The organism is Paenibacillus sp. FSL K6-0276 (assembly GCF_037977235.1).
In the GTDB taxonomy this organism is placed as follows: Bacteria; Bacillota; Bacilli; order Paenibacillales; family Paenibacillaceae; genus Paenibacillus_AQ.
This window is the reverse complement of sequence record NZ_CP150276.1, coordinates 1,870,617-1,892,859: the sequence shown is the minus strand read 5'-3', so window position 1 is coordinate 1,892,859 and position 22,243 is coordinate 1,870,617. Positions and strand designations below refer to the sequence as shown.

The window sequence follows — 22,243 nt, the reverse complement described above, 5'->3', positions numbered from 1 at the left end:
ATCACAGTATTTTTGTTAATCCGTTTAGCCTTCAAAGGTCACCGTAAAGCTAACACCGTTTTCCGTGTTCTTCACTGTATAATGACAAGCGTGCATATCTAGTATTCGCTTCGCAATCGAAAGTCCCAGACCAGTACCGCCCGTCATTCGACTGCGGGATGGCTCAGACCGATAGAATCGTTCCCAGATTTGCACCAGCTGATCTTCAGGGATTGATTCTCCTATATTTTGAATAGTGAATACAATAGTCTGGGCATGGCTCTCAATATTGACGGTGATGGAACTTCTTTTTTCCGCATGCCTGATAGCATTGGTCATAAAATTTAGCACAACTTGTTCGATCCAGTTCGCATCAGCATATACCGGTAATTCATTTGCAGGAATAATGATGACATCCAAATGTTTTTCACTCAGCAAGTGAACCAGCTTGTCCGTCACATTTTCCGTCAGTTCACTTAACATAAAGGAAGTTTTTCGAAGTTTGATAGTGCCAGACTCCAACCGCGCTAGATCTAGCATGTTTTTAACAAGAAACTCCATTTTATCTGCTTCCTCAATAATCACCTTGATGTAGTGATCCTGCTTGCCGGCGCTCACGCCGTCCTCCAATCCCTCGGCAAAACCTTTGATAATACTGAGCGGAGTCTTCAATTCATGGGATGCGTTGGCAAAAAAGTCCTGCTGCAGGATCTCCATTTTTTGTTTCTGCTCCATATCCTCAACTAGCTGCTGATTGGCCTCTCTTAACTCTCGTAAAGCAGAATCCAGACTTAGCGATAAAGTGAACATGCTATTAGAAAGGCTACCTAACTCATCCTTCTGGCGAATGGATGTATCCCCTGTAAAGTCCAGAGAAACCATCCGTTTGGCTATGTTGTTTAACTTAATCAGTGGACGTGTTACCATTTTCGAAAAAAAGAGCGAGAGCACCAGAATCAAGATAATGCCGCCAATTCCCAGATATAAAAAGAACCAACGCAACGCCTCATTCGAATCCTTAACTTCTTGTAACGAGGTGACTGTGAATAGCAGTTCAATTTCTCCGGTACTTTGCTTAAGAGGCAAAATAATAACAGAATTACGACTCCCACTCCAGGGAGCAATCCAGTCTTGCTTCTGCATTTCCAAATTTTTAAAGGCGTCTGCCTGTGCTGGCGTCAAAGGGAACCACTCCTCTAGGGCCTCAAATAGAGTTCCCTGGCGTGGATTCCATATTTTCATATCAGGCAGTACAATTTCTGTAACAGTGCCAGATGCATGAATCATCCCACTCTCTTCCGCATCCCCTACTGTTCCGCCCCCTTTTTTTGTAATACTTATGGGGTAGATTATAACGGGTGAAGAAATGTCTTCATCCAGAAGTTCGCCTTCAATGCTTAACTGATCATCTACTTTAATGTTTGTTGCTCTAAGCGCATCTCCGTACTGATTCATGAACAGGGATAAAGAGACAACCATACTCTTTCCATCATCGCCGATTAACTTTATATGAAATGGATCTTCCGAATTCATCTTACCGTCCAGCTTCAGAATAACCATTTGTGTTTTATTCCGCAGCATAAACCGGAAGAGCTCCTGAGAGGTTCGAGAGCTTCCCCACTGCTCGCTTGTATATCTTGCAGCAAAGCTCTTGAGGTGTTTCTCCACGCGGTTTTCTTTTTGCTTCTGATAGAAATTGTCAAACAACAGCAGTTGGCTTAGAATCACCATGCCATAAAAGCAGAGGAAAAAGATAACGGTCATCACAAACAGTTTAAAGGTAATTCCACGTCTTCTCATGCCTCTTCCTCGAACATGTACCCTGTGCCAATCACCGTACGAATAAAACGTGATTCATAACCCAATTTACTTCGCAGCTTTTTGATATGACTGTCCACAACTCTGGAGTCTCCTTCAAATTCAATTCCCCAGATTCGGCTAAGTATCGTATCCCTTGAAATGACAATCCCTTTATTTCGTATTAAAAGCCATAAAAGATCATATTCCTTAGGAGTAAGCTCCACTTCCGCATCTTCTACCTCTAACCGATGAGCCAAGGTGTTAAACATCGCGGAACCAAATTTTACTATGCTAGATTCAGGCAGATGGGAGCCTTCAACCCGCTTCATAAGCGCATTTGCCCGGGCTACCAGCACCTTAGGACTAAATGGCTTTGTAACATAATCATCCGCTCCTAATTCAAATCCGTAGATTTTGTCGTCATCTGTGGACTTGGCGGTTAACAAAATGATAGGTATCGCTGATTTTTCACGAACTTCACGGCACACTTCATAGCCATTCATAGCAGGCATCATGATATCCAAAATCAGCAGATCCGGCAGCAGTGAGTCAAACCAAACCAATGCATCTCTTCCATTATCCGCTTCGAGTACTTCCCAATCATTCTGTATGAAATAATCAGACACCAGTTCGCGAATACGAATTTCATCCTCAACGAGAAGAAGCTTCTTTTTCAATCTAGACCCCGCTTTCAAACAATTTATAAACATTAGCATAGTCGAGCGTTATGTCCTTTATGTGTCCACAAACATAAATCTCTCTAGATTCACTTCCAAATAACCCATTGAATCCCGCTGGAAATCATTATAGCCTTCAATTTTACTTCCCTCCAGCTTTTGAGCGGAATATACGACTGAACGCACAAAAAACTCCCCTGCCATGAGCCATGCAGCTCTGCAGGAGGAGTCATAATCCGGAACGTACGTTACCGTTTCAAAAGGTCATTCTCTATCCTCGTCCAGTTCTGAAGAGGTTTCTTTATCCTCGACATGCGGTTCATGATGAATATTAATTCTAGTAATCCGCAGTCTTGTCGATTCCTCTACTTCAAAAACAACATCTTCAACTTTAACTCGTTTTCCTTTGCTTGGATTACCTTCCAGCTCCTTAAACAACCAGCCGCCAATGGAATCCACTTCATCATCTTCAATCACTACACCCGTAAGATCGTTGACATCTTCAATCAACATCCGGCCCTCAACAGAAATATAATCTCCATTGCGTTCCACACTCGGACGCTCATCTTCGAACTCGTCATGCAGATCGCCTACAATTTCTTCCAGAATTTCTTCTGCTGTCAGCAAACCTGCTGTACCACCGTATTCATCGACAACAAGCGTTAGCTGAGCCTTGTTCTTCTGCATAAATCGCAGAGTATGGCTGATCTCCATCGATTCCGGTACGTTAAGGATCGGTCGAACCAGAGTCGTAAGATCATTCTGCTGCTCAGGTGGAGCAAACAGCAGATCGGTAATATGAATAAAACCAATAATACGGTCCTTGTCTTCAAAGGCAACCGGATAACGTGAATGTCTCGTTTCGGTAATGATCTTCATATTTTCTTCGAGCGAAAGATTGCTATACAGCACATCCATGTCCGTACGAGGCAACATGACTTCACGAGCGAGCAGATCAGAGAATTCAAAGATGTTATCCATCAGCTTCATCTCATCTTTATCAATAACACCACTCTTAGCACTCTGATTCATCAGGATACGAATTTCCTCTTCCGAGTGGGCAGCCTCACTCTCATTCGCAGGCTCAACACCCACTAAACGAAGCAACGCGTTCGCCGATGCATTCAGTACCCAGATAAAAGGCATGAACAGATTATAGAAAAACATCAGTGGTGCCGAGAGCAGCAGAGCTGACCCTTCTGTTCTTTGAATCGCAAGGGATTTCGGTGCAAGTTCACCCAGTACAATATGTAAAAATGTGATAATCGAAAATCCTATAACAACAGATACGGTCGAAATCAGAGTACGATCGGTAATCCCCATCTGATACATTAACGGTTCAACGAGCAGCTCTGAAATGGCCGGCTCACCGATCCAACCAAGCCCAAGTGACGCAAGTGTAATCCCAAACTGGGTGGCAGATAAGTACGAATCCAGTTTCTTATTTACTTTGAGCGCATATCCGGCCATTTTATTACCTTCACTGACAAGTTGGGTCAGACGAGACTGCCTGACCTTAACTAATGAGAACTCCGCTGCTACAAAAATACCGTTCAATAATACGAGCACCAGAACAAGCAAAAGATTAAGCAATAATCTCCCTACTTCAAATTCCGTATGCACCACTTTATCAACGCCTCGTTTCTACAGATTGATCGCTTTTCTTGTTTTGAAATCAACTTCCGGATAATACATATCCGCTACTAACAGATTAGGTCCGCAACAACCTGCTGCATCGCAGTGACAGTTCACCTTCTGGTTCAGCGGATGCTTAGTCTGCCAATCGATAAATATATCATCCAGTTTTTGGTTGTCGATGTTGCCAAAGGCTGCGATATCAGCGAAATCTGTAACAAAAACATCTCCAGTAAACATATTTACATTCACACGATTCCGACCATCCGGATCATTACGAAGTGTAACATTCTTCTCTGCACGCATTCTGCTTAGCAACTTCTGATCTTCCTCTAGGAAGCTGCAAGCAAAAAACGGAAGCGTGCCAAACAGCATCCAAACCTCCGGATCACGCTGGTCCAGTAACGCATGGATCGCCGTTCGCATTTCATTCAAAGATAGCATTGGCAGTGCGGAAGCAAAGCTCGAATTGTACATTGGATGAACTTCATGCCGTTTTGCTCCCATGTCGAGAATCAGCTTATGAATTTCAGGCAGCTTCGTGTGGGTACGGTAATTAATCATAGTTTCCGCAGAAATTAACATACCATCCTCACTTAACTGACGAGAGTTCTCAATCATTGTATTATATAACCGGTAAGCGGCTTCCTTGGCAACCGCATGACCACTGTTCGCAAAACCGACTTCATGAAAATCGTCACCATTCACATAATTAAATGAAATATGCATAACGTCCAGATACGGAAGTAGCTTCTCGTAACGGGAATACGGCATCGTCAGATTAGAATTAATTTGCGATCTGATTCCCCGCTCCTTGGCGTATTTCAACAATGGCACAATGATATTATCCACCGTTCCGGCGCGGAACATAGGCTCTCCGCCAGTAATACTAATGGTCTCTAGATGCTCGACTTCCTCTAAACGGTCCAGCATATTCTTAAGTGGTAGCATTTCCTCTTCTCTAGAGGTTAGACTATCACCTACAGCACAGTGCTCACAACGCATGTTGCATAAATTGGTTACGGTGAATTCCACACTCGTTAGCACATGGCTTCCATGCTTACGTAGAGAAGTGATTGGATCCCACGGATCGTAACTTGGCGACAGCTCCCTCGGTGAAGATGTTAATGGTCTTAAAACATTCATTTGTACTAGCTCCTTTAAATCTTATTCCTATTATTAACCCAAAATCATGAATAAAGAACGATGACTTACCCTATATCATACCACGATAGTCAAAAAAACTGCACTTCTGATGTCTTTCTGGCTGTCCTCAATACCCTGGCTCTATAAAAAATTAAAAGCAGCGAGACGAAAAATAGGCTTCCGCAGTATATGCGGACAAGCCTACTCTTCTCTCCACGCTGCTATAATAATTAATTTGGCGTTTCCAGAGAATCGCCTTGTTCTGCGACGTCAACGATAACAACGGAGAGGGCTTTACTAAGCTCCCGTTCAAACGGCACGACTTTCTCTCCTTCAGGACCCGTAAGCACACGTACGGTGGGTCTGTGAGGCGTACTAGGATCTATTTTGACAACAACCCCGCTCTCCCCCGTACTGAGCTTCACGGTAAGACCCAGCGGATAGATAGCGACGCGATCTCTAAACAACTCCAGATACTTCTGTTCGTACAGTGTACCGGAACCAACATAAAGTGCCTCAACGGCTTGATGTGGCAACATAGCCTTTTTGTAGACTCGATTGGAGGTCATGGCATCGTAGGAGTCCGCTACACCCAGCCACTTAGCATATTCATGAATTTGAGGTCCTGTTAATCCGCGAGGATATCCGGAACCGTCAATGCGTTCATGATGTTGCAAGGCACAATGCGCTACGAGCAGCGGGATATTCGGTTCATCCTTGAGAATTTGAAACCCGATCTCGGTATGAGCCTGCATGTGGCGGAATTCTTCATCACTGAGTCTGCCGGGTTTTTGAATGATCTTTACCGGAACTTGTGTCTTGCCAATATCATGCAACAGCGCACCTAGACCAATCACTCGGAGTTCCTCTTTGCTGTACCCGTGAGCAATGCCAAGCACCAAAGTGTACAAGCAGACGTTTAGGGAATGGACGTACAAATAGTTATCAGCAGTGTGCATATCAAGCAGCATGATCATCGGATCTTCTTGCAAAGACAAGTCGTCTAAGATGCTATCCATGATCTTAGAGAATTTTTTATCGAGATGATAAAAGCCCTTGGTGATTCCTGAAGCGCCAGTCATATCCTGGAATTGATTCCGAATCACCTTTAGAGCCTGATTGCGCGTCTCATCCTGAAGCATACCTGTAATCACAACATCGTCCGTGATGGAATCCTCTATGTAGATATAACCGATGTCTATTCTTGCAAGACGCTTGATCAATGCCTCAGTAAGCTCCACCCCATCCGCGAGTAGAGTTAGACCTTCATCACTATATATTTTTTTACCTAATTTCATGCCTGCTTGAAGCTTATTCACGGATACTAAACGCACTTAACTCACCTGCCTTTAACGGTAAAATACTATTCTGTATTAAAATCCTTGGGTCACACGCTATGTCTATACCGTTTCTAAAGAAGTTCAGACAGGTGTACCTTAAAGAAAGTCAGATGTGTCTAGGTCCATGCCTACGGGCATTAACGCATAATAAACAACCAGAATACAGCAGCAAGAATAAATCGGTAGATCGCGAAATGCGTCAATCGAATCTTTTGAATCCATTTCATAAACAAAATAACCACTAAATAAGCCACTACAAAAGAAATCAGAAATCCAATTACAAAGTAACCAATCGTCTCACTTGTGAAGTTTTTATACGAATCCAGTAGTTCATACCCGGAAGCCGCACACATAATAGGAATAGCTATGAGGAATGAAAAATCCGCGGAAGCCTTATAGCTGACCCCACTTAACATCCCCCCAGAAATTGTAGACCCGGAGCGGGAGAATCCCGGCCAGAGTACCGAAATAATCTGATACAATCCAATCGCCAGCGCCTGTCCATATGACAGATCATCCAGTTCATGAGCAGTAATACGCATTTTGCGTTTGTTCACCCATTCTGCGACAATCATTAGAATACCTCCGGCGACAAGCGCCCAGAGTACAGTAGAAGCTCCAAAGAGACTTTTGATAAAATCGCGGGCAAAAAATGCCACAGCAAGTGCTGGGGCAATTCCAAGAATCACATGGATTAAGTTCAGACGGGATGCCGGCATAACGCCACCTCTTCCCGTGCTTCTACGCCCAAGCCCCAACAAATCAAGCACACGCTTGCGATAAACAAGCGCTATCGCCAAAATTGCCCCTAACTGAATTACGATTTCGTAAGTCTTCATAATCGAATCTTGCTCAGCGAAACCTAAAAGCTTCGTAGTCAAGATCATGTGTCCTGTCGAAGATACAGGAATAAATTCAGTAATCCCTTCGACAATTGCTAAAATAATAGCTGTAATCGTGTCCATAATGGTCCTCCTATTTTTTGGAATCTAGCACTGTCAAATGGAATCTATAAGTGTAGATTGTAAGCTGTAGGCCTTACTCAGACTTAGCCTCCCAGCGAGTGAGCATGCATTCATCAAGGCTGTTCGGACGCTGCAACTCCATCCGCAAGAGATCGCGCAAAAAATGTGGTAGTAGAAATAAAGCATCCTTCCCATTTGCGATCGTCTCATAGCCGGCCCGGAAAGTAAACATGTCCAGCGTACCAACATTATACTCTCTATCATCCTCCAGTAGGTTTCCTTCGACAAAAACTGCAACACTCTTATCATACGGTATCTTCAGAGGATCGTACAAGATTTTTAATCCATCTACTGCCATACTGCCCAGATGATTCCCTCGGAAACCGTACCCGTAAATTACCTTATTATAAAACTCCTCTGTTAGGCTCTGTTCCAAAGCTGTGCGAATATCTATACCCTTCAGCTTGATTATGCAAGTATTGATGGGGGAAGGACATAGTGCGTGCAGCATCCCTGTTGTAACCTCGCCTTCCGGCAATGGACCCAGCAGCTGACCCGTGTTAACTAACGACAAACTAGTACCCGTAAATCTACGTACTGCTTGTGCCAGAAGATTGCCAAAGGGAGACTCTCCCTGCAAGTTCAAAGGAAGCTCACGGTCAGTAATCGCAACTATGGTCTGAAGAGATTCACGACCATGTTCCAAATGAATGGCGACGGCAGGGCCTATAATATCATCCTTCAGAACTGGATCAATAGGAATACATTCACCAGACATTAAACTGAAATCAGACTGACTATCTTTCCGCTCAAATTGAAGCCGCCCGAGATACCGGCCGTATTTCCCGGCACCGCATACAGCAGTACCATTAATCATAATAGGTTCCTCCAGCAGATGATGCGTATGTCCACCAAGAATGGCATGCACACCCTCCAGCCGCTCTGCCAGTATTTTATCAGCAGGAAGCCCAAGATGAGATAGAATGATTAGAATATCCACCTGTGGCGCCAGAAGTAGGCATTGTTCCCGTAGCGATGTCTCAGGATCTAGGGCATCCCAGCCCAACAAGGAATAGAATGAAGTAAATGCCGCTGTCGCCCCTGTCACTCCTATTCTAATTCCATCCTTCTCCAATATAGCATGACGCTTCATCCAACTTGGTGGCTCTCCTGTCGAAGACTCCACAAAATTACAGCATACTACCGGACATTGTAACCCAGAAAAAATAGATGACAACATCTCCTGTGAGAACGTAAGTCCCTCATTATTGCCAATGGTTACAGCATCATATCCTGTTAAGTTTAGTACGTCGATGTTAGCCTGACCCATAGTTCCTTCTGTCTCGACAGCTGCACGATCCATATGATCACCAATATCCAGTAGCAGTACAGGCTCATCTCCCGCTGCAGCCCTCTGTACGGCGATTTCCGCTGCCACCGAACTCACCATCTCAAAATGGCTATGTATATCATTGGTATGAAGTATGATCAGTCTTTGCGGCACGTGCCCCATAAGCAACATTCCTCCTACCCGTAGAGCTGCTCTTTAATGAAGCAGCTGGCACGTGATCTTATAGAGCCTAGCATAACATTTTCAGACTCATTATGGTATATTGAAGACATTAGAACATACATCAGAGGAGAATAAAAATGCATATTACTATCCGACTGTTCGCGGGACTGGCTGAGGTCATCGGCTCTTCTTCTCTGACCTTCCACGCGACTGTGATTCCCTTAACAGCTGGAAAGCTGAAGGAACTTCTGTCCGCCTCTTATCCGGATGCAGCATCCCAAATTGGAGCTTCTTTGATTGCCATTGACCGGGAATATGCTCCTGATGATTCTATCATCACCGAGTCTTCCGAAGTTGCACTTATTCCTCCAGTTTCCGGAGGAGAGAATGGTTCTTTATATGAAAGTACTCCTGATGGACTCTACAGCATAACGGACCAGCCTTTAAATGCGGAGAAGCTTCTAGATGCCGTCCTCGACGTCAATCACGGAGCATCTTTATTATTTATCGGCACTACGCGCGAAATGACCGGTGAACAACGTACAACTGCACTACACTATGAAGCCTACATCCCTATGGCCTTAAGTAAGCTGGAGGAGATTGGCAAAGAGGTTAAGAACCGCTGGAACGCAAACTGTGCAATATCACACCGCATTGGGCGTGTAGGTCTAAAGGAAGCAAGTGTTATCATTGCAATCTCCACCCCTCATCGCGATACCTGCTACGAAGCCAGTCGCTTTGCCATTGAACTATTGAAACAGACAGTTCCCGTTTGGAAAAAAGACATTAATGAATCGGGCCAGCATTGGGTAGGCTCTGGTCAGAAGGCTACCAATTCAATCCACAATTAATCTTTTCTCCTTTTTGATTGAAAAATCTGTACTTTGTTGATATTCTGGATAAAATCGGATAAAAGGTGGCAATAGCATTGAGAGTACACGTCTCAGATCTAAAACCTGGTAATCACCTCAACGCGGACGCGTATAGTTCTAGGGGTCTACATGTATTACCAAAAGGATCGCTGCTCCAAATAAATGATATCGCCAAGCTGATGCAGCTTGGAGTTGATTATGTTGATATCGAGACGTTAGAGGAAGAAGCATCATCCCTCAGCAGACCTTCAATTATTCAGACGGTGACCACTAGTTTCGATACCATGATTGACGGCTTCGAGTCTCTATATATGGAAGCACTATTAAAAGGAAGCTTCAACCAATCTGTGGTAAACGATATTCTTCAGCCTTCGCTTCAAACTTTGGACAAGCATAAAGATGTAGTATCCCTCCTGCTTTTGTTGGATCGCGAAGATAATTATACCTACAATCACTCACTACAGGTAGGCATGCTCTCTTATTATATTGCGATATGGCTTGGTTATTCCAAACAAGAGTGCTATGAAATTGGTCGCGCAGGATATTTGATTGATATTGGAAAATGCCGAATTTCACCCTCTCTCTTGAATAAACCAGGGAAGCTAACTCCAGATGAGTTCGAGGAAATTAAACTACATACTAAGTACGGCTACGAAATTATCCGCAATTCGATGGATGATTCTTATACAGCTTTGACCGCCCTTCAGCATCATGAACGTGAGGATGGCTCTGGCTATCCCAACGGTCTAACCAAAACCGATATTCATCCTTATGCACAAATTGCAGCTGTAGCTGACATCTATAGTGCGATGACTTCTAAACGTGCCTATCAGTCAAAGCAAGAGCTTATTTCCGTCCTGCGTGAAATAAACAATCTCAGTTTCGGTAAGCTGAACGCTAGAACTGTTCAGGCCTTTATCCAGCATTTAATGCCCAACTTCATTGGCAAGCGTGTATTGCTGAGTACAGATGATACAGGCGTGATTATCATGAACAATCCGGTTGATATTTTCCGTCCACTGGTAAAGATTGATGGAATGTTTGTTGATTTATCCCGTGAGCGTAACGTAGCGATTGTCGAAATTTACATGGACTAAGGCGTTTCGATCCCTCCCAAACCCTCCCTTTCAAGGGAGGGCCCCAAGGGCTCCACCCTCTGGACACCCGGTAGTTTGGTGGAAACTTGTGACGTTGTGGATAGAAGGAACTCCGATCGGGGCCTCAAAGCTATCTTTCGTATTCCATGATCCCCCGGATTTTCTATCGGGGGATTTTTTATGCATATTCCGTTGCATTTTATGCAGCAGAATTCATGTTAATAGAGCTGAATTGTGAATCTGCAGCTCTTCTCCATGAATCGCAAACCCTAGTCATTTGTAACTCTCCTTTCATCAATCACTTAATGTTTGATTTACAATTCTATTGGCGAGACTAATATGTGGCTTAAATATTTCTAGGAGGTAAAAAGTATGCTTCCAGTCCATGAACGTCTTGCCGAGCTGTTCACCCTAAGCCGTCTACGCCAGCTTACAGCCTCCGAAGAAACGGAACAACAGCAATGCCTTCAAGTGAACGCCAATTACTGTTGGGAGATGGCTCGACTACAGAATGAAATACTGTTAGCGGAACAAACAACTGATACACAGTGGCATCAAGATATCTGTGCCCAATTGTTTGAGCTGCGTGTAACGGGTAGGTTGCCCAAACGCCCAAAGTAATTGAACGTACGATATAAAACAGCCCATTCTTCGCACTTGCTTTCGCAAGGAGAATGGGCTGTTGTTCTGAGCTATAAGAAGCGGAATTGCGCTTCTATCAAACCGTTATACACACCATCACGTGATGTCAGTTCACGATGGGTTCCTTCTTCTTTGATCTCACCGTGGTCCAGAACGACTATTTTATCCGCATGGCGGATGGTAGATAGTCTATGGGCAACGATAAAGGAGGTCCGGCCTTGAAGTAAGATTTTGAGTGCCTCCTGAATCTTAAGCTCCGTCTCTGTATCTATACTGGCCGTAGCTTCATCAAGGATCAGAATCCGTGGATTCGCTAATAGCGCACGGGCAAAGGAGAGAAGCTGACGCTGTCCCATGGACAAGGCGCTACCGCGCTCTTCTACCTCTGTCTCATACCCCCCAGGAAGCTTCATAATGAAGTCATGGGCGTCGACTGCTTTCGCGGCATTTTCCACTTCTTCATCAGTAGCATCCAGTCGACCAAACCGGATATTATCGCGAATCGTTCCTGAGAAAATGAAGGTATCTTGCAGCACGATTCCGATCTGTCTTCTTAAACTATCTAGTGTAACCTCACGGATATCTTCACCGTCAATCGTAATTCGTCCGCTCTTAATATCATAGAACCGACCAATCAGGTTAATAATCGTACTTTTCCCTGAACCTGTATGACCCACAAGCGCTATCGATTGCCCAGCTTTTACATCCAGATCAATGCCCTTTAAAGCAGCCCGACCTTTTTCATATTCAAAAACGACCTTATTAAAGTTAATATCTCCACGAATAGTTCCTAGTGGCTTAGCTCCAGGATTATCTTGAACTGCAGGCTGCTCATCCAAATATTCAAAGATCCGTTCCGAGGAAGCCATCGCTACAAGCAGCTGGTTATACATCTGACCCAGACGGTTAATCGGGTCCCAGAAGTTGCTGACATAAGAGCTGAAAGCTACCAGCAAACCGACTGTGAGCTCACCAGATTGGATCAGATAAGCCCCTAACCAAAAGAGGATCATCGTTCCAAAACCGCCAGTGATCTCGATCATCGGCCCGAAAGCTTGGTTCATCGCTGAAGCTTTATTCCAGGATTTTTTGCTATCTGTATTCATAACATCGAAATAATTCATATTTTCACGTTCTTGTGTATAAGCCTGTGTGACTCTGATCCCCTGAATCGATTCATTCAAGTGAGAATTAATTCTGGAGTTCTTCATCCGCACATCCTGCCAAGCGATCCGAATCTTCTGGCGCAGCTTAGTAGAAATAAAGAACATGATCGGAACCGTAACCATTACTGCAAGACCAAGTTTCCAGTTGATCAATAGCAGAATAATGGTAATCCCCAAAAGCTGTACGCAGTCAATCATTAGATTGACTACCCCGTTCGTGAACAAATCCTGTAACGAGTTAATATCATTTGTCACACGTACTAATACCGAACCTGCTGGACGTTTATCGAAGAAGTTAAATGAGAGCTTCTGAATATGCTTGAACAAATCAGAACGCAAATCATAAATCACTCTTTGTCCAATGATGTTCGTGTACTTAATCCGGTACACAGCTGCAATCCATTGAATGAGGTATAAGACAATCACGCCAGCCGTAAGCGAATAAAGAAGTGTTAAGCTGGGATTCCCAACCTTAGGCGCAATGGCACGGTCAATAGCTAAACTTGTCAAGAATGGAACGGTCAACTTCGTAATGGTTCCCAGAATCATCATGATAGAAACCAGTGGAAGCATCTGTTTGGCGTAAGGCTTCATATAGCTGAATAGTCTGGTGAACTGCTTCCAGTCAAACGCTTTATCGATAATATCATCATCTTTGTATACAAAGCGTTCATCAAGTGTCTGCTGCTCGGCTGCTTTACTCTTCGCTCCCGTAGCGGTGTTCCGTTTGGCTTCAAGTTTCATATGCCTCACTCCTCCCCTCTTCCGGTAGCTCTTGTTAGAAAGTCAGCATATTGTATCCGGTACACATCTTGGTAGGGACCCGGAACTTCAATTAGCTCCTGATGGGTGCCACGCTGCTGAACACGACCTTCGTTCATGACAATGATCTGATCCGCATGACGCAAGGAGGATATCCGATGGGCGATAATAAGTGTTGTACGCCCATTCATAACCTCTTGGAAACCAGCCTGAATCTCATGCTCTGTTTCCATATCGACAGCGCTGGTCGCGTCATCGAGAATGAGGATACGTGGATTCTTAAGGAGTGCTCTTGCGATAGCGATCCGCTGCTTTTGTCCGCCCGAGAGACCCATCCCGCGTTCGCCTACTACAGTGTCATAACCGTCTGCCATCTCCATAATGAATTCATGCGCCTTTGCCAACTGTGCAGCACGGATAATCTCCTCCATGCTTACATTTTTCAAGCCATATGAAATGTTATTGCGGATGGATGAGGAGAACAGGAACGTTTCCTGAAATACGGTGGCAATCTGTGACCGCAGACTGCGTACATTGTACTCTCTAATATCAATGCCATCCAGCGTAATACTGCCTTCATTTACATCGTAAGCGCGCATCATCAGTTGTGTAATGGTTGATTTACCTGAACCTGTACCTCCAAGAAATCCGATAATCTCACCCGATTTGGCTTCAAAATGGATGTCAGTAACCGCAGGCAATTTATTCCCATACGCAAAGGTGACGTGATTGAAGGCTACATCCCCCTTAACCTCGGAAGGTACCAGTTCACGGGCATTCTCTTTATCCTTCACATCAATTCTTTGATTAAGCACTTCAAGTACACGTTCTCCCGAAGCTTTGGACTGTGTATAGTTATTAATATGAAAGCCTAAGCCCCATACCGGTCCAATGATGTACCAAATCAAACTGAAGAAGGCAACCAATTCGCCTAGTGACATTTTCTCGTTAATGACGAGTGTGCCACCTACGCCTAACAGAATAGCTATACTGACCGATGCTAAAAGCTCCATGATAGGAAAAAACTTACTCCAAAGCTCTGCGGCAAAAATCTGATTGTTCTTATAACGTTCATTACGGTGTGAGAATTTCTCAACTTCGTGAGCCTCTCTAGCAAACGATTTGACAGTACGCACACCGGTGATATTCTCCTGTACAGCCGTTGTCAGAGAACTCAGCGCAAGACGCATCTCTTGAAAGGCCGGATGAATCTTCGACTCAAATCTTAAAGCTACAGCAGCCAGAAATGGCATGCTAATCAAAGTAACCAGTGTTAGCTGCCAATTAATTGTGAACATCATAATAGAACCAAATAGCACCATAAAAAACACATTGAGCAGCTGAGCAAAACCAAAACCGATAAAGTTTCGGATCGCTTCCAAATCTCCGGTCAGCCGGGACATCAGATCTCCTGTTTTCGCGGTATCATAATAACGGAAAGATAGAAATTGCAATTTCTCATAACAAGCGTTACGTAGCCGGTATGCTAGAAAATTACCTAACCGACCTCCGTAAAAACCATGGGCAAATTGTAGGCATGCTTTTACGATTACTACTGCTAACACGCTGAGAGCCAACACGGGCACCTCTTTAAACTTGAGTGGAACAATTACATCATCGATCAGCCTTCTTAACAAATTGGGGGTAATTAGCCCCACTGCAGTTGCGGCGGCCAAGCATACAATCGAAAGAATCAAATAATGTAGCTTCTCTCGGTAATAGCCTCGCAGTTGCCTGAGAACTTCCATATCTCTCCTCCTTAAAGCTTTACGAAGTAAAGCTGCTTCGCAAGCATAGGCTTAGCTTTACGAAGTAAAGCTATTTTTTAGCGCTTACAATTTTAGTGACTTTAAGCAGTGTATCATCCCTAATTTAAAGCGGCAAAGCGGATAATTGAGCGTTTTTCCCGTTATTTCGGAAGAAACTCCCATGTACCCCAGATAAAAGACTATCATTGTCTTAAAATGCTCGCATTTCCTCGTTAATGCTGTTGAATTAAGAATCAGCATGATTCTTAATGGATATATCCCCTCCAAAGAAAACCTTTATAAGGGTTTTTTGCATAAAATTTGGATTTAATCCTTTCAAAAGAAAAGTCCACTCCGATTTCCAAATAAAAAAACAACACGTCCTCGAGGTATCGATGGATGGCTGCTTTTGATTTTAAGAAAATTCTACAGGCGTGATATCCCATTTGCATTCAAAGATATCCACTTTATGAATGCTGGTATGTGCAATTGGAAATGAGTTGTTTATATTTGACCATTCAATGTCTTTCAAGAGATGATATACAACATTAATTACACCACCATGAGTTACAAGCGCTATATTCTTACCCTCATTGTTTGTACATTGATCTTCACATAAATGTTCGAATGAATCATTGATTCGCAAAAAAAATGCACGAGGGCTTTCACCGCTAGGATAACATTCATCCATCCGCAAATTTGAGAAGTACCATGCCGGATTAAATAAACGGACATTGCAAACCCTCCTCAAACGCTAAATATAGACTTCTATCTGAAGACCAAGAAATAAAAATACGTATCCGAGTAACTTGAGCATAAAAGCCTCAAGATCACTGCGAATACGTATTTACTATAACCTATAAGAGTGAAGTCGGTACCCCTTAATACATCAAGGTTAACCGATACTTCCCTCCATTTCGAATTTTATTAAACGGTTCATTTCGACCGCATATTCCATCGGCAGCTCTTTCGTGAACGGCTCGATAAAGCCCATGACAATCATTTGAGTCGCTTCAGCTTCTGTTAGGCCGCGGCTCATCAGATAGAACAGCTGCTCCTCAGAAACTTTGGACACCGTTGCTTCGTGCTCAAGAACGATGTTATCGTTCATGATTTCATTGTAAGGAATGGTATCCGAAGTGGATTCGTTATCCAAAATGAGTGTATCGCATTTGATGTTCGATTTCGCACCTTCTGCCTGACGGCCGAAGGAAGCTAGACCACGGTAAGTTACTTTACCGCCATGCTTACTGATGGATTTCGATACAATGGTAGATGTTGTGTCTGGAGCCAAATGGATCATCTTGGCACCCGCATCCTGATGCTGACCTTTACCCGCTACCGCGATAGACAGTACTGAACCTTTAGCACCACGGCCTTTAAGTACAACCGCAGGGTATTTCATGGTCAGCTTGGAACCGATGTTGCCATCGACCCATTCCATCGTAGCATTTTCTTCTGCAACCGCACGTTTAGTAACGAGGTTGTAGATGTTTGGAGCCCAGTTCTGGATCGTGGTATAACGAACGCGAGAGTTCTTCATACACAAGATTTCAACAACCGCACTATGCAGGGAGTTCGTGCTGTAGATTGGTGCAGTACAGCCTTCTACATAATGCACGAAGCTATCTTCGTCAGCGAGGATCAAGGTACGCTCAAATTGTCCCATGTTCTCGGAGTTAATACGGAAGTAAGCCTGCAAAGGAACCTCACATTTCACACCTTTAGGAACATAGATGAAGCTTCCGCCTGACCAAACTGCACTGTTAAGTGCTGCAAATTTATTATCAGTTGGAGGGATGATCGTCCCGAAAAATTTCTTAAGAAGCTCTGGGTGTTCACGCAGTGCAGTATCAGTATCTGTAAAAATAACCCCTTGATCTTCAAGGCTCTTCTGCATGCTGTGGTATACAACCTCAGATTCATATTGTGCCGAAACGCCGGCGAGGAACTTCTGTTCCGCTTCCGGAATACCCAGCTTATCGAAGGTTTCCTTGATTTCGGAAGGAACTTCTTCCCAAGTCTTCCCTTGTTTCTCGGAAGGTCTTACATAATATTGAATATCCTCAAAGTCCAGATCGTCCATATTGCCGCCCCATGTAGGCATCGGCATCTTACGGAACTGTTCCAAGGATTTCAAGCGGAAGTCAAGCATCCACTGTGGTTCATTTTTGATTGCTGAAATTTCTTTAACAATTTCGGCCGTCAAACCTTTACCAGACTGGAATATCGACTTATGCTCATCACGGAACCCGTACTGGTATTCTTCCATATCAGGCGCTTTCTTAGCCATGGTGTCAGCCTCCTTGTTCTACTGTTATTTATGTTGCTCTTCTTCGTCAATTCCTTTACGAAGCGCATTCCAAGCCAGTGTTGCGCATTTGATCCGCGCAGGGAATTTATTCACACCCGAAAGGGCTTCAATGTCTTCATAGTCTCCAAAATCCACGTCTTCACCCTTCATCAACAAGGAGAAGTTATCAGCCAGTTCAAGCGCACGTTCAACCGTTTGTCCTTTGATCGCTTCAGTCATCATCGAAGCCGACGACATACTAATCGAACAACCCTCACCGTTATAACGGGCATCTTTCACGATTCCATCTTCTACCTTAAGCTGAAGTGTAATACGGTCACCACAAGTTGGGTTATTCAGTTCAATTTTCAGAGCATCATCTTCAAATGAACCACGATTCCGAGGACTTTTATAATGATCCATAATTACGCGTCTGTACAAGTCATCCAAGTTCATAGCCGAAGTACTCCTTTGTCTTGATTAAAGCATCCACCAGTCGATCTACATCCTGCTCGGTGTTATACAGGTAAAAGCTCGCACGTGCTGTAGAGCTAGCTTCCAGCCAGCGCATCAGCGGCTGACAGCAGTGATGACCAGCACGGATGGCAATGCCCTCCGCATCTAGTACTGTAGCGACATCATGCGGGTGAACGTCACCTAGATTAAAGGTGACAACGCCAACTTCACGATTGCGGGGACCATAAATGGTCAAGCCATCAATTTCAGATAGACGCTGCTCTGCGTATGCTGCAAGCTTCTTCTCATGGCTGTGAATCTCATCCATGCCGATTTCCTGTAAGAAATCTACGGCTGCACCTAATCCAACAGCACCAGCAATGATCGGCGTACCGCCCTCGAACTTCCAAGGCAGTTCTTTCCATGTGGATTCATATAGGCCCACATCATCGATCATTTCGCCACCGAACTCAACAGGCTCCATGGATTCGAGGATTGCTCTCTTGCCGTACAAAGCCCCAATTCCAGTCGGTGCGAGCATTTTATGACCAGAAAGTGCATAAAAATCACAATCCAGATCTTGCATATCGACCTTCATATGAGGTGTGCTCTGTGCACCGTCTACGACGATTACCGCACCATGACGATGAGCAATAGCCGCAAGCTCTTTAATCGGATGAGTTACTCCCATAACATTGGATACATAAGCGATAGCAACGATCTTGGTTTTATCCGTAATCGTCTTTTCAGCATCCTCCAATGTAATCGTTCCGTCAGGTTGCAACGGTATATATTTTAAAGTAGCGCCTGTCTTCTTAGCTAGCTGCTGCCAAGGGATCAAATTACTATGATGCTCCATCAGGGTGATGACGATTTCGTCGCCTTCACCAACTGCAGATGGCCCATAAGAAGAGGCGACAAGATTTAGTGCAGTGGTTGTGCCGCGCGTAAAGATAATTTCTTTAGTGCTGCGAGCGTTAATAAACTTAGCTAGCTTCTCCCGGGCTCCCTCGTAGGCATCTGTTGCACGGCTACCTAGAGTATGGACGCCACGGTGTACGTTGGCGTTATCCCACTCATAATACGACTTGACCGCCTCAATCACTTGGCGAGGCTTCTGTGAAGTTGCAGCACTGTCCAGATAGACCAGTGGATGTCCGTTCACATTCTGGTTCAGTATGGGAAATTGCTCCCGGATGGCGTTGCTAATCATTGACCTAACTTCCTTTCCACAAGAGATTGGAGCTGATTGCGCAGTCCCTCTAGTGGAATTTGCGACACAACAGGAGCCAAGAAGCCATAGATGATTAGAGTTTCTGCATCATGCCGTGTAATTCCGCGGGACATCAGGTAAAAGACTTGCTCGTGATTGACCTGTCCTACGGAAGCGGCATGGCCTGCTGTAACATCATCTTCATCAATAAGCAGAATCGGATTGGCGTCACCACGGGCTTTTGGACTTAGCATCAGTACTTTCTCTGTTTGCTGGCCATCAGCTCTAGTAGCACCTTTCTCGATTTTCGTAATTCCATTGATGATAGAAGTAGCCGAATCACGCATAACTGCACGAGTGATCATGTCACTTGGTGTGTTTTTGCCGAAATGCTGAGCTTGGGTAGTGTAATTCAGTTTCTGTGATCCGGTACCTACTGCAATTACTTTAGCATCCGAGCTAGAGCCATTCCCTTTGAGCACAGACTTGGTATCACTTGCTGTATCTCCGTAGTTCATCTCACCAACGATCCATTCGATGGTTCCGTCATTCTCAACAACAGCACGGCGGTAAGTCACATCTGTTGTATCCACGCCTAGCTGATGCACTGTTGCATAACGTACTTTAGCGCCTGCACCTACGAATACCTCTACCGCACCATTGTGCAGTCCAGCTTCAGCTTTATCCGACACGTAGTTGTCTACGTAAGTCAGGGAACTGTTAGTATCAGCAACGATCAGAATGTGAGGAACAAATGAAGCTTCCGCATCATCTGTTAACAGCACGGCCTGAAGTGGAGTTTCAACCACTACATTCTTAGGAACATAGAGGAATACTCCGCCGTTCCATAATGCTGCATGAAGCGCAGCGATAGAATGCTCGTCAGGCTGAATTGCCTTATGCAAGTAACGTTGTACCAAATCTCCGTGCTCTTTAACAGCCGTTTGCAGATCAGTAAAAATAACACCCTGTTCTGCAAGTTCAGGAGCGAGTCGTGTATATACTGCACCAGAGTTACGCTGAATAATCAGACTGCCTTCTTCCTGATCCTTGATCAAGGAGGAAATGGAAGCAGGTGCATCATTCAGTGAAGCAATGGGTTCGCTTGCTTTGTAGCTACCGTAATTGTTCACATTCCAACGATCAATCCGTGTCTTCTCTAATTTAGGCAGTGTCAGAGTAGCTGCCAGTTCAAGTGCTTTCAAGCGGCTTTCTTTCAGCCAACCCGGTTCGCCGCTACTATGCGATAATTCGCTCAAGCGCTCGGCATCCACCGGAAGAATGGTCTGTGTCGTCATAAGTGTTCTCCTCCTTCCTGGCGTTTCTTACGCTTCTTGCCCTACAGTTTCGTCTTCAATTCCAAGTTCTTCTTTGATCCATTCATAACCTTCAGCTTCCAGACGCTGAGCAAGTTCAGGACCACCGGATTTCACAATTCTGCCCTGCATCATAACATGTACAAAATCAGGTTTGATGTAGTTCAAGAGGCGTTGATAGTGAGTAATAACTAGGAAGCCGCGATCTTCACTCCGCATGGAGTTTACGCCTTCGGCTACAATTTTCAAAGCATCAATATCAAGACCAGAGTCAATTTCGTCCAGAATCACGATTTTTGGATCTAGCATCATCATTTGTAGAATTTCGTTACGTTTCTTCTCACCACCGGAGAAGCCTTCGTTCAGGTAACGGTGTAGAAACTCAGGATTCATATCCAGTTCCTTCATCTTCGCTTCCATTTGACGAATAAAACGAATCAATGAGATTTCGCTTCCTTCTTCACGACGAGAATTAATGGCACTACGTAAGAAATCGGAGTTCGTTACTCCGGAAATTTCACTTGGATATTGCATTGCAAGGAAGAGACCCGCGCGTGCGCGTTCATCAACAGCCATCTCCAGAAGATCTTCACCTTCAAGGGTCGCTGTTCCTTCTGTTACTTCGTATTTCGGATGACCCATTAGAGCTGAAGCCAAAGTACTTTTACCAGTACCGTTTGGTCCCATGATGGCGTGAATTTCGCCACCTTTCATTTGAAGGTTAATCCCCTTCAAAATTTCTTTTCCCTCAATTGTCGCTTTAAGTCCCTCAATGACAAAATCTGCTGCCATAATATTATTCCCTCCATTGATCGATTTGCGAAATCAAAAGTTGTATTGAAACAGGAAGATCCTGATTCCCAGCACAATTAGATTCTATATCACATTATAATTATTATAAATTGAATCACAGTGATTATCAATGATTCTCAATAATTTTATAACAAAGCCTGTTTTTTTACAAATATCTCTTTTTAATTTTCCTATGATCTACCGCATAATTTCGCTATTTTTAGATTTGCCTTTTAATTTATAAATTTAAAACATGCCTAACGCAAAAAATAAGACCTCCCGCAGGAAGCCTTATTTAGTATGCTTAATTGTTTAGCTAAGGTAGGAACGCAGCATCCATTGATGTTTCTCAAGATCACTACGAATTTTGATAAACATGTCAGATGTTGGCTGATCCTTAATTTCTTCGGCAAGCTCAAGACCTTCTGTCAACTCTTCAGAAATGGTAGCGAAGTCTTCAATCAGAGATTGAACCATTCCTCGTGTATCCTCTTTACCAGTTGCTTCTTGAATCGTAGCCAAATCCAGATATTCTTTCATCGTCGCAGCAGGGCTTCCTTTGATACTTAGCAGTCGTTCTGCAACTTCATCCATTTGGAGAGTAACTTCATTATATAAATCCTCAAATTTCACGTGAAGAGAGAAAAATTGTTCTCCTTTTACGTACCAATGGAAATTATGAATTTTAACGTACAACACATTCAAGTTAGCAACCTGACGATTCATAATTTGTTCCAGTGAAGCTGTATTTACTTTATTAGATGCTTTAGCCATGAGATGATCCCTTCCTTATCCAATTATATTTACCGGTCTACGTGCTCCTTCGTCCGG

At 44.0% G+C, this 22,243-nt stretch carries 20 protein-coding genes; 3 read left to right on the top strand and 17 right to left on the bottom strand.

Going from position 1 to position 22,243, the window contains the following annotated elements:
* Positions 1 to 24: 24 nt before the first annotated feature.
* The 8 genes from MHH52_RS08585 to MHH52_RS08550 form a co-directional block, all read right to left on the bottom strand.
* Positions 25 to 1,779: a HAMP domain-containing sensor histidine kinase gene (locus tag MHH52_RS08585; protein ID WP_340007922.1), complete on the bottom strand. Its 1,755-nt coding sequence runs from the start codon at positions 1,777 to 1,779 to the stop codon at positions 25 to 27.
* Positions 1,776 to 2,456, bottom strand: coding sequence for a response regulator transcription factor (locus tag MHH52_RS08580; RefSeq protein WP_313636979.1), 681 nt, complete (start codon positions 2,454 to 2,456; stop codon positions 1,776 to 1,778). The genes MHH52_RS08585 and MHH52_RS08580 overlap by 4 nt, the downstream gene beginning before the upstream one ends.
* Positions 2,457 to 2,513: 57 nt before the next feature.
* Positions 2,514 to 2,642 (bottom strand): hypothetical protein, encoded by a 129-nt coding sequence (locus tag MHH52_RS08575; protein ID WP_340007920.1) that lies wholly within the window; start codon positions 2,640 to 2,642, stop codon positions 2,514 to 2,516.
* Between the two features lie 78 nt (positions 2,643 to 2,720).
* A complete protein-coding gene (locus MHH52_RS08570) occupies positions 2,721 to 4,079 on the bottom strand; it encodes a hemolysin family protein (protein ID WP_340009554.1) in 1,359 nt (452 codons plus the stop codon).
* A gap of 21 nt (positions 4,080 to 4,100) precedes the next feature.
* Positions 4,101 to 5,237 carry a radical SAM/CxCxxxxC motif protein YfkAB gene (gene yfkAB, locus MHH52_RS08565; RefSeq protein ID WP_340007918.1) on the bottom strand — a complete coding sequence of 379 codons (1,137 nt, stop codon included), beginning with the start codon at positions 5,235 to 5,237 and terminating at the stop codon, positions 4,101 to 4,103.
* A 230-nt stretch (positions 5,238 to 5,467) separates the two neighbouring features.
* Entirely contained in the window at positions 5,468 to 6,571 is a 1,104-nt protein-coding gene (locus MHH52_RS08560; protein ID WP_340007916.1) for an HD-GYP domain-containing protein, read from the bottom strand.
* A 143-nt stretch (positions 6,572 to 6,714) separates the two neighbouring features.
* Positions 6,715 to 7,542 carry an undecaprenyl-diphosphate phosphatase gene (locus MHH52_RS08555; RefSeq protein WP_313636976.1) on the bottom strand — a complete coding sequence of 276 codons (828 nt, stop codon included), beginning with the start codon at positions 7,540 to 7,542 and terminating at the stop codon, positions 6,715 to 6,717.
* A 73-nt stretch (positions 7,543 to 7,615) separates the two neighbouring features.
* A complete protein-coding gene (locus tag MHH52_RS08550) occupies positions 7,616 to 9,055 on the bottom strand; it encodes a bifunctional UDP-sugar hydrolase/5'-nucleotidase (protein ID WP_340007915.1) in 1,440 nt (479 codons plus the stop codon).
* 137 nt (positions 9,056 to 9,192) lie between these two features.
* Between MHH52_RS08550 and MHH52_RS08545 the strand changes: the two genes are divergently transcribed.
* The 3 genes from MHH52_RS08545 to MHH52_RS08535 all read left to right on the top strand — a co-directional run bounded on the left by MHH52_RS08545 (position 9,193) and on the right by MHH52_RS08535 (position 11,645).
* Positions 9,193 to 9,906: a molybdenum cofactor biosynthesis protein MoaE gene (locus MHH52_RS08545; RefSeq protein ID WP_340007914.1), complete on the top strand. Its 714-nt coding sequence runs from the start codon at positions 9,193 to 9,195 to the stop codon at positions 9,904 to 9,906.
* Positions 9,907 to 9,983: 77 nt separating this feature from the next.
* Complete coding sequence (locus tag MHH52_RS08540; protein ID WP_340007913.1) at positions 9,984 to 11,024, top strand: HD-GYP domain-containing protein; 1,041 nt, start codon at positions 9,984 to 9,986, stop codon at positions 11,022 to 11,024.
* 372 nt (positions 11,025 to 11,396) lie between these two features.
* Complete coding sequence (locus MHH52_RS08535) at positions 11,397 to 11,645, top strand: hypothetical protein (protein WP_313636972.1); 249 nt, start codon at positions 11,397 to 11,399, stop codon at positions 11,643 to 11,645.
* A gap of 71 nt (positions 11,646 to 11,716) precedes the next feature.
* On the opposite strand, the gene MHH52_RS08530 is transcribed toward MHH52_RS08535, so the two are convergent.
* From MHH52_RS08530 to MHH52_RS08490, 9 genes are all read right to left on the bottom strand, one after another.
* Positions 11,717 to 13,576: an ABC transporter ATP-binding protein gene (locus tag MHH52_RS08530; RefSeq protein WP_340007910.1), complete on the bottom strand. Its 1,860-nt coding sequence runs from the start codon at positions 13,574 to 13,576 to the stop codon at positions 11,717 to 11,719.
* A 5-nt stretch (positions 13,577 to 13,581) separates the two neighbouring features.
* The gene (locus MHH52_RS08525) at positions 13,582 to 15,342 is read right to left on the bottom strand and encodes an ABC transporter ATP-binding protein (RefSeq protein ID WP_313636970.1); all 1,761 of its coding nucleotides are present in this window, start codon (positions 15,340 to 15,342) and stop codon (positions 13,582 to 13,584) included.
* A gap of 415 nt (positions 15,343 to 15,757) precedes the next feature.
* Entirely contained in the window at positions 15,758 to 16,033 is a 276-nt protein-coding gene (locus MHH52_RS08520) for a histidine phosphatase family protein (RefSeq protein WP_340007908.1), read from the bottom strand.
* Between the two features lie 204 nt (positions 16,034 to 16,237).
* Positions 16,238 to 17,635 carry a Fe-S cluster assembly protein SufB gene (gene sufB / locus MHH52_RS08515; protein WP_042186357.1) on the bottom strand — a complete coding sequence of 466 codons (1,398 nt, stop codon included), beginning with the start codon at positions 17,633 to 17,635 and terminating at the stop codon, positions 16,238 to 16,240.
* 24 nt (positions 17,636 to 17,659) lie between these two features.
* On the bottom strand, positions 17,660 to 18,091 hold the full coding sequence (gene sufU, locus MHH52_RS08510) for a Fe-S cluster assembly sulfur transfer protein SufU (protein WP_036684339.1): 432 nt from the start codon (positions 18,089 to 18,091) through the stop codon (positions 17,660 to 17,662).
* Positions 18,078 to 19,304, bottom strand: coding sequence for a cysteine desulfurase (locus MHH52_RS08505; RefSeq protein ID WP_340007905.1), 1,227 nt, complete (start codon positions 19,302 to 19,304; stop codon positions 18,078 to 18,080). The genes sufU and MHH52_RS08505 overlap by 14 nt, the downstream gene beginning before the upstream one ends.
* Complete coding sequence (sufD, locus tag MHH52_RS08500) at positions 19,301 to 20,602, bottom strand: Fe-S cluster assembly protein SufD (protein ID WP_340007904.1); 1,302 nt, start codon at positions 20,600 to 20,602, stop codon at positions 19,301 to 19,303. Before sufD ends, MHH52_RS08505 begins: the two co-directional genes overlap by 4 nt.
* A gap of 27 nt (positions 20,603 to 20,629) precedes the next feature.
* Positions 20,630 to 21,412, bottom strand: coding sequence for a Fe-S cluster assembly ATPase SufC (gene sufC / locus MHH52_RS08495; RefSeq protein WP_313636964.1), 783 nt, complete (start codon positions 21,410 to 21,412; stop codon positions 20,630 to 20,632).
* Between the two features lie 312 nt (positions 21,413 to 21,724).
* Positions 21,725 to 22,186 carry a DNA starvation/stationary phase protection protein gene (locus tag MHH52_RS08490; RefSeq protein WP_313636963.1) on the bottom strand — a complete coding sequence of 154 codons (462 nt, stop codon included), beginning with the start codon at positions 22,184 to 22,186 and terminating at the stop codon, positions 21,725 to 21,727.
* Between the last annotated feature and the right edge of the window lie 57 nt (positions 22,187 to 22,243).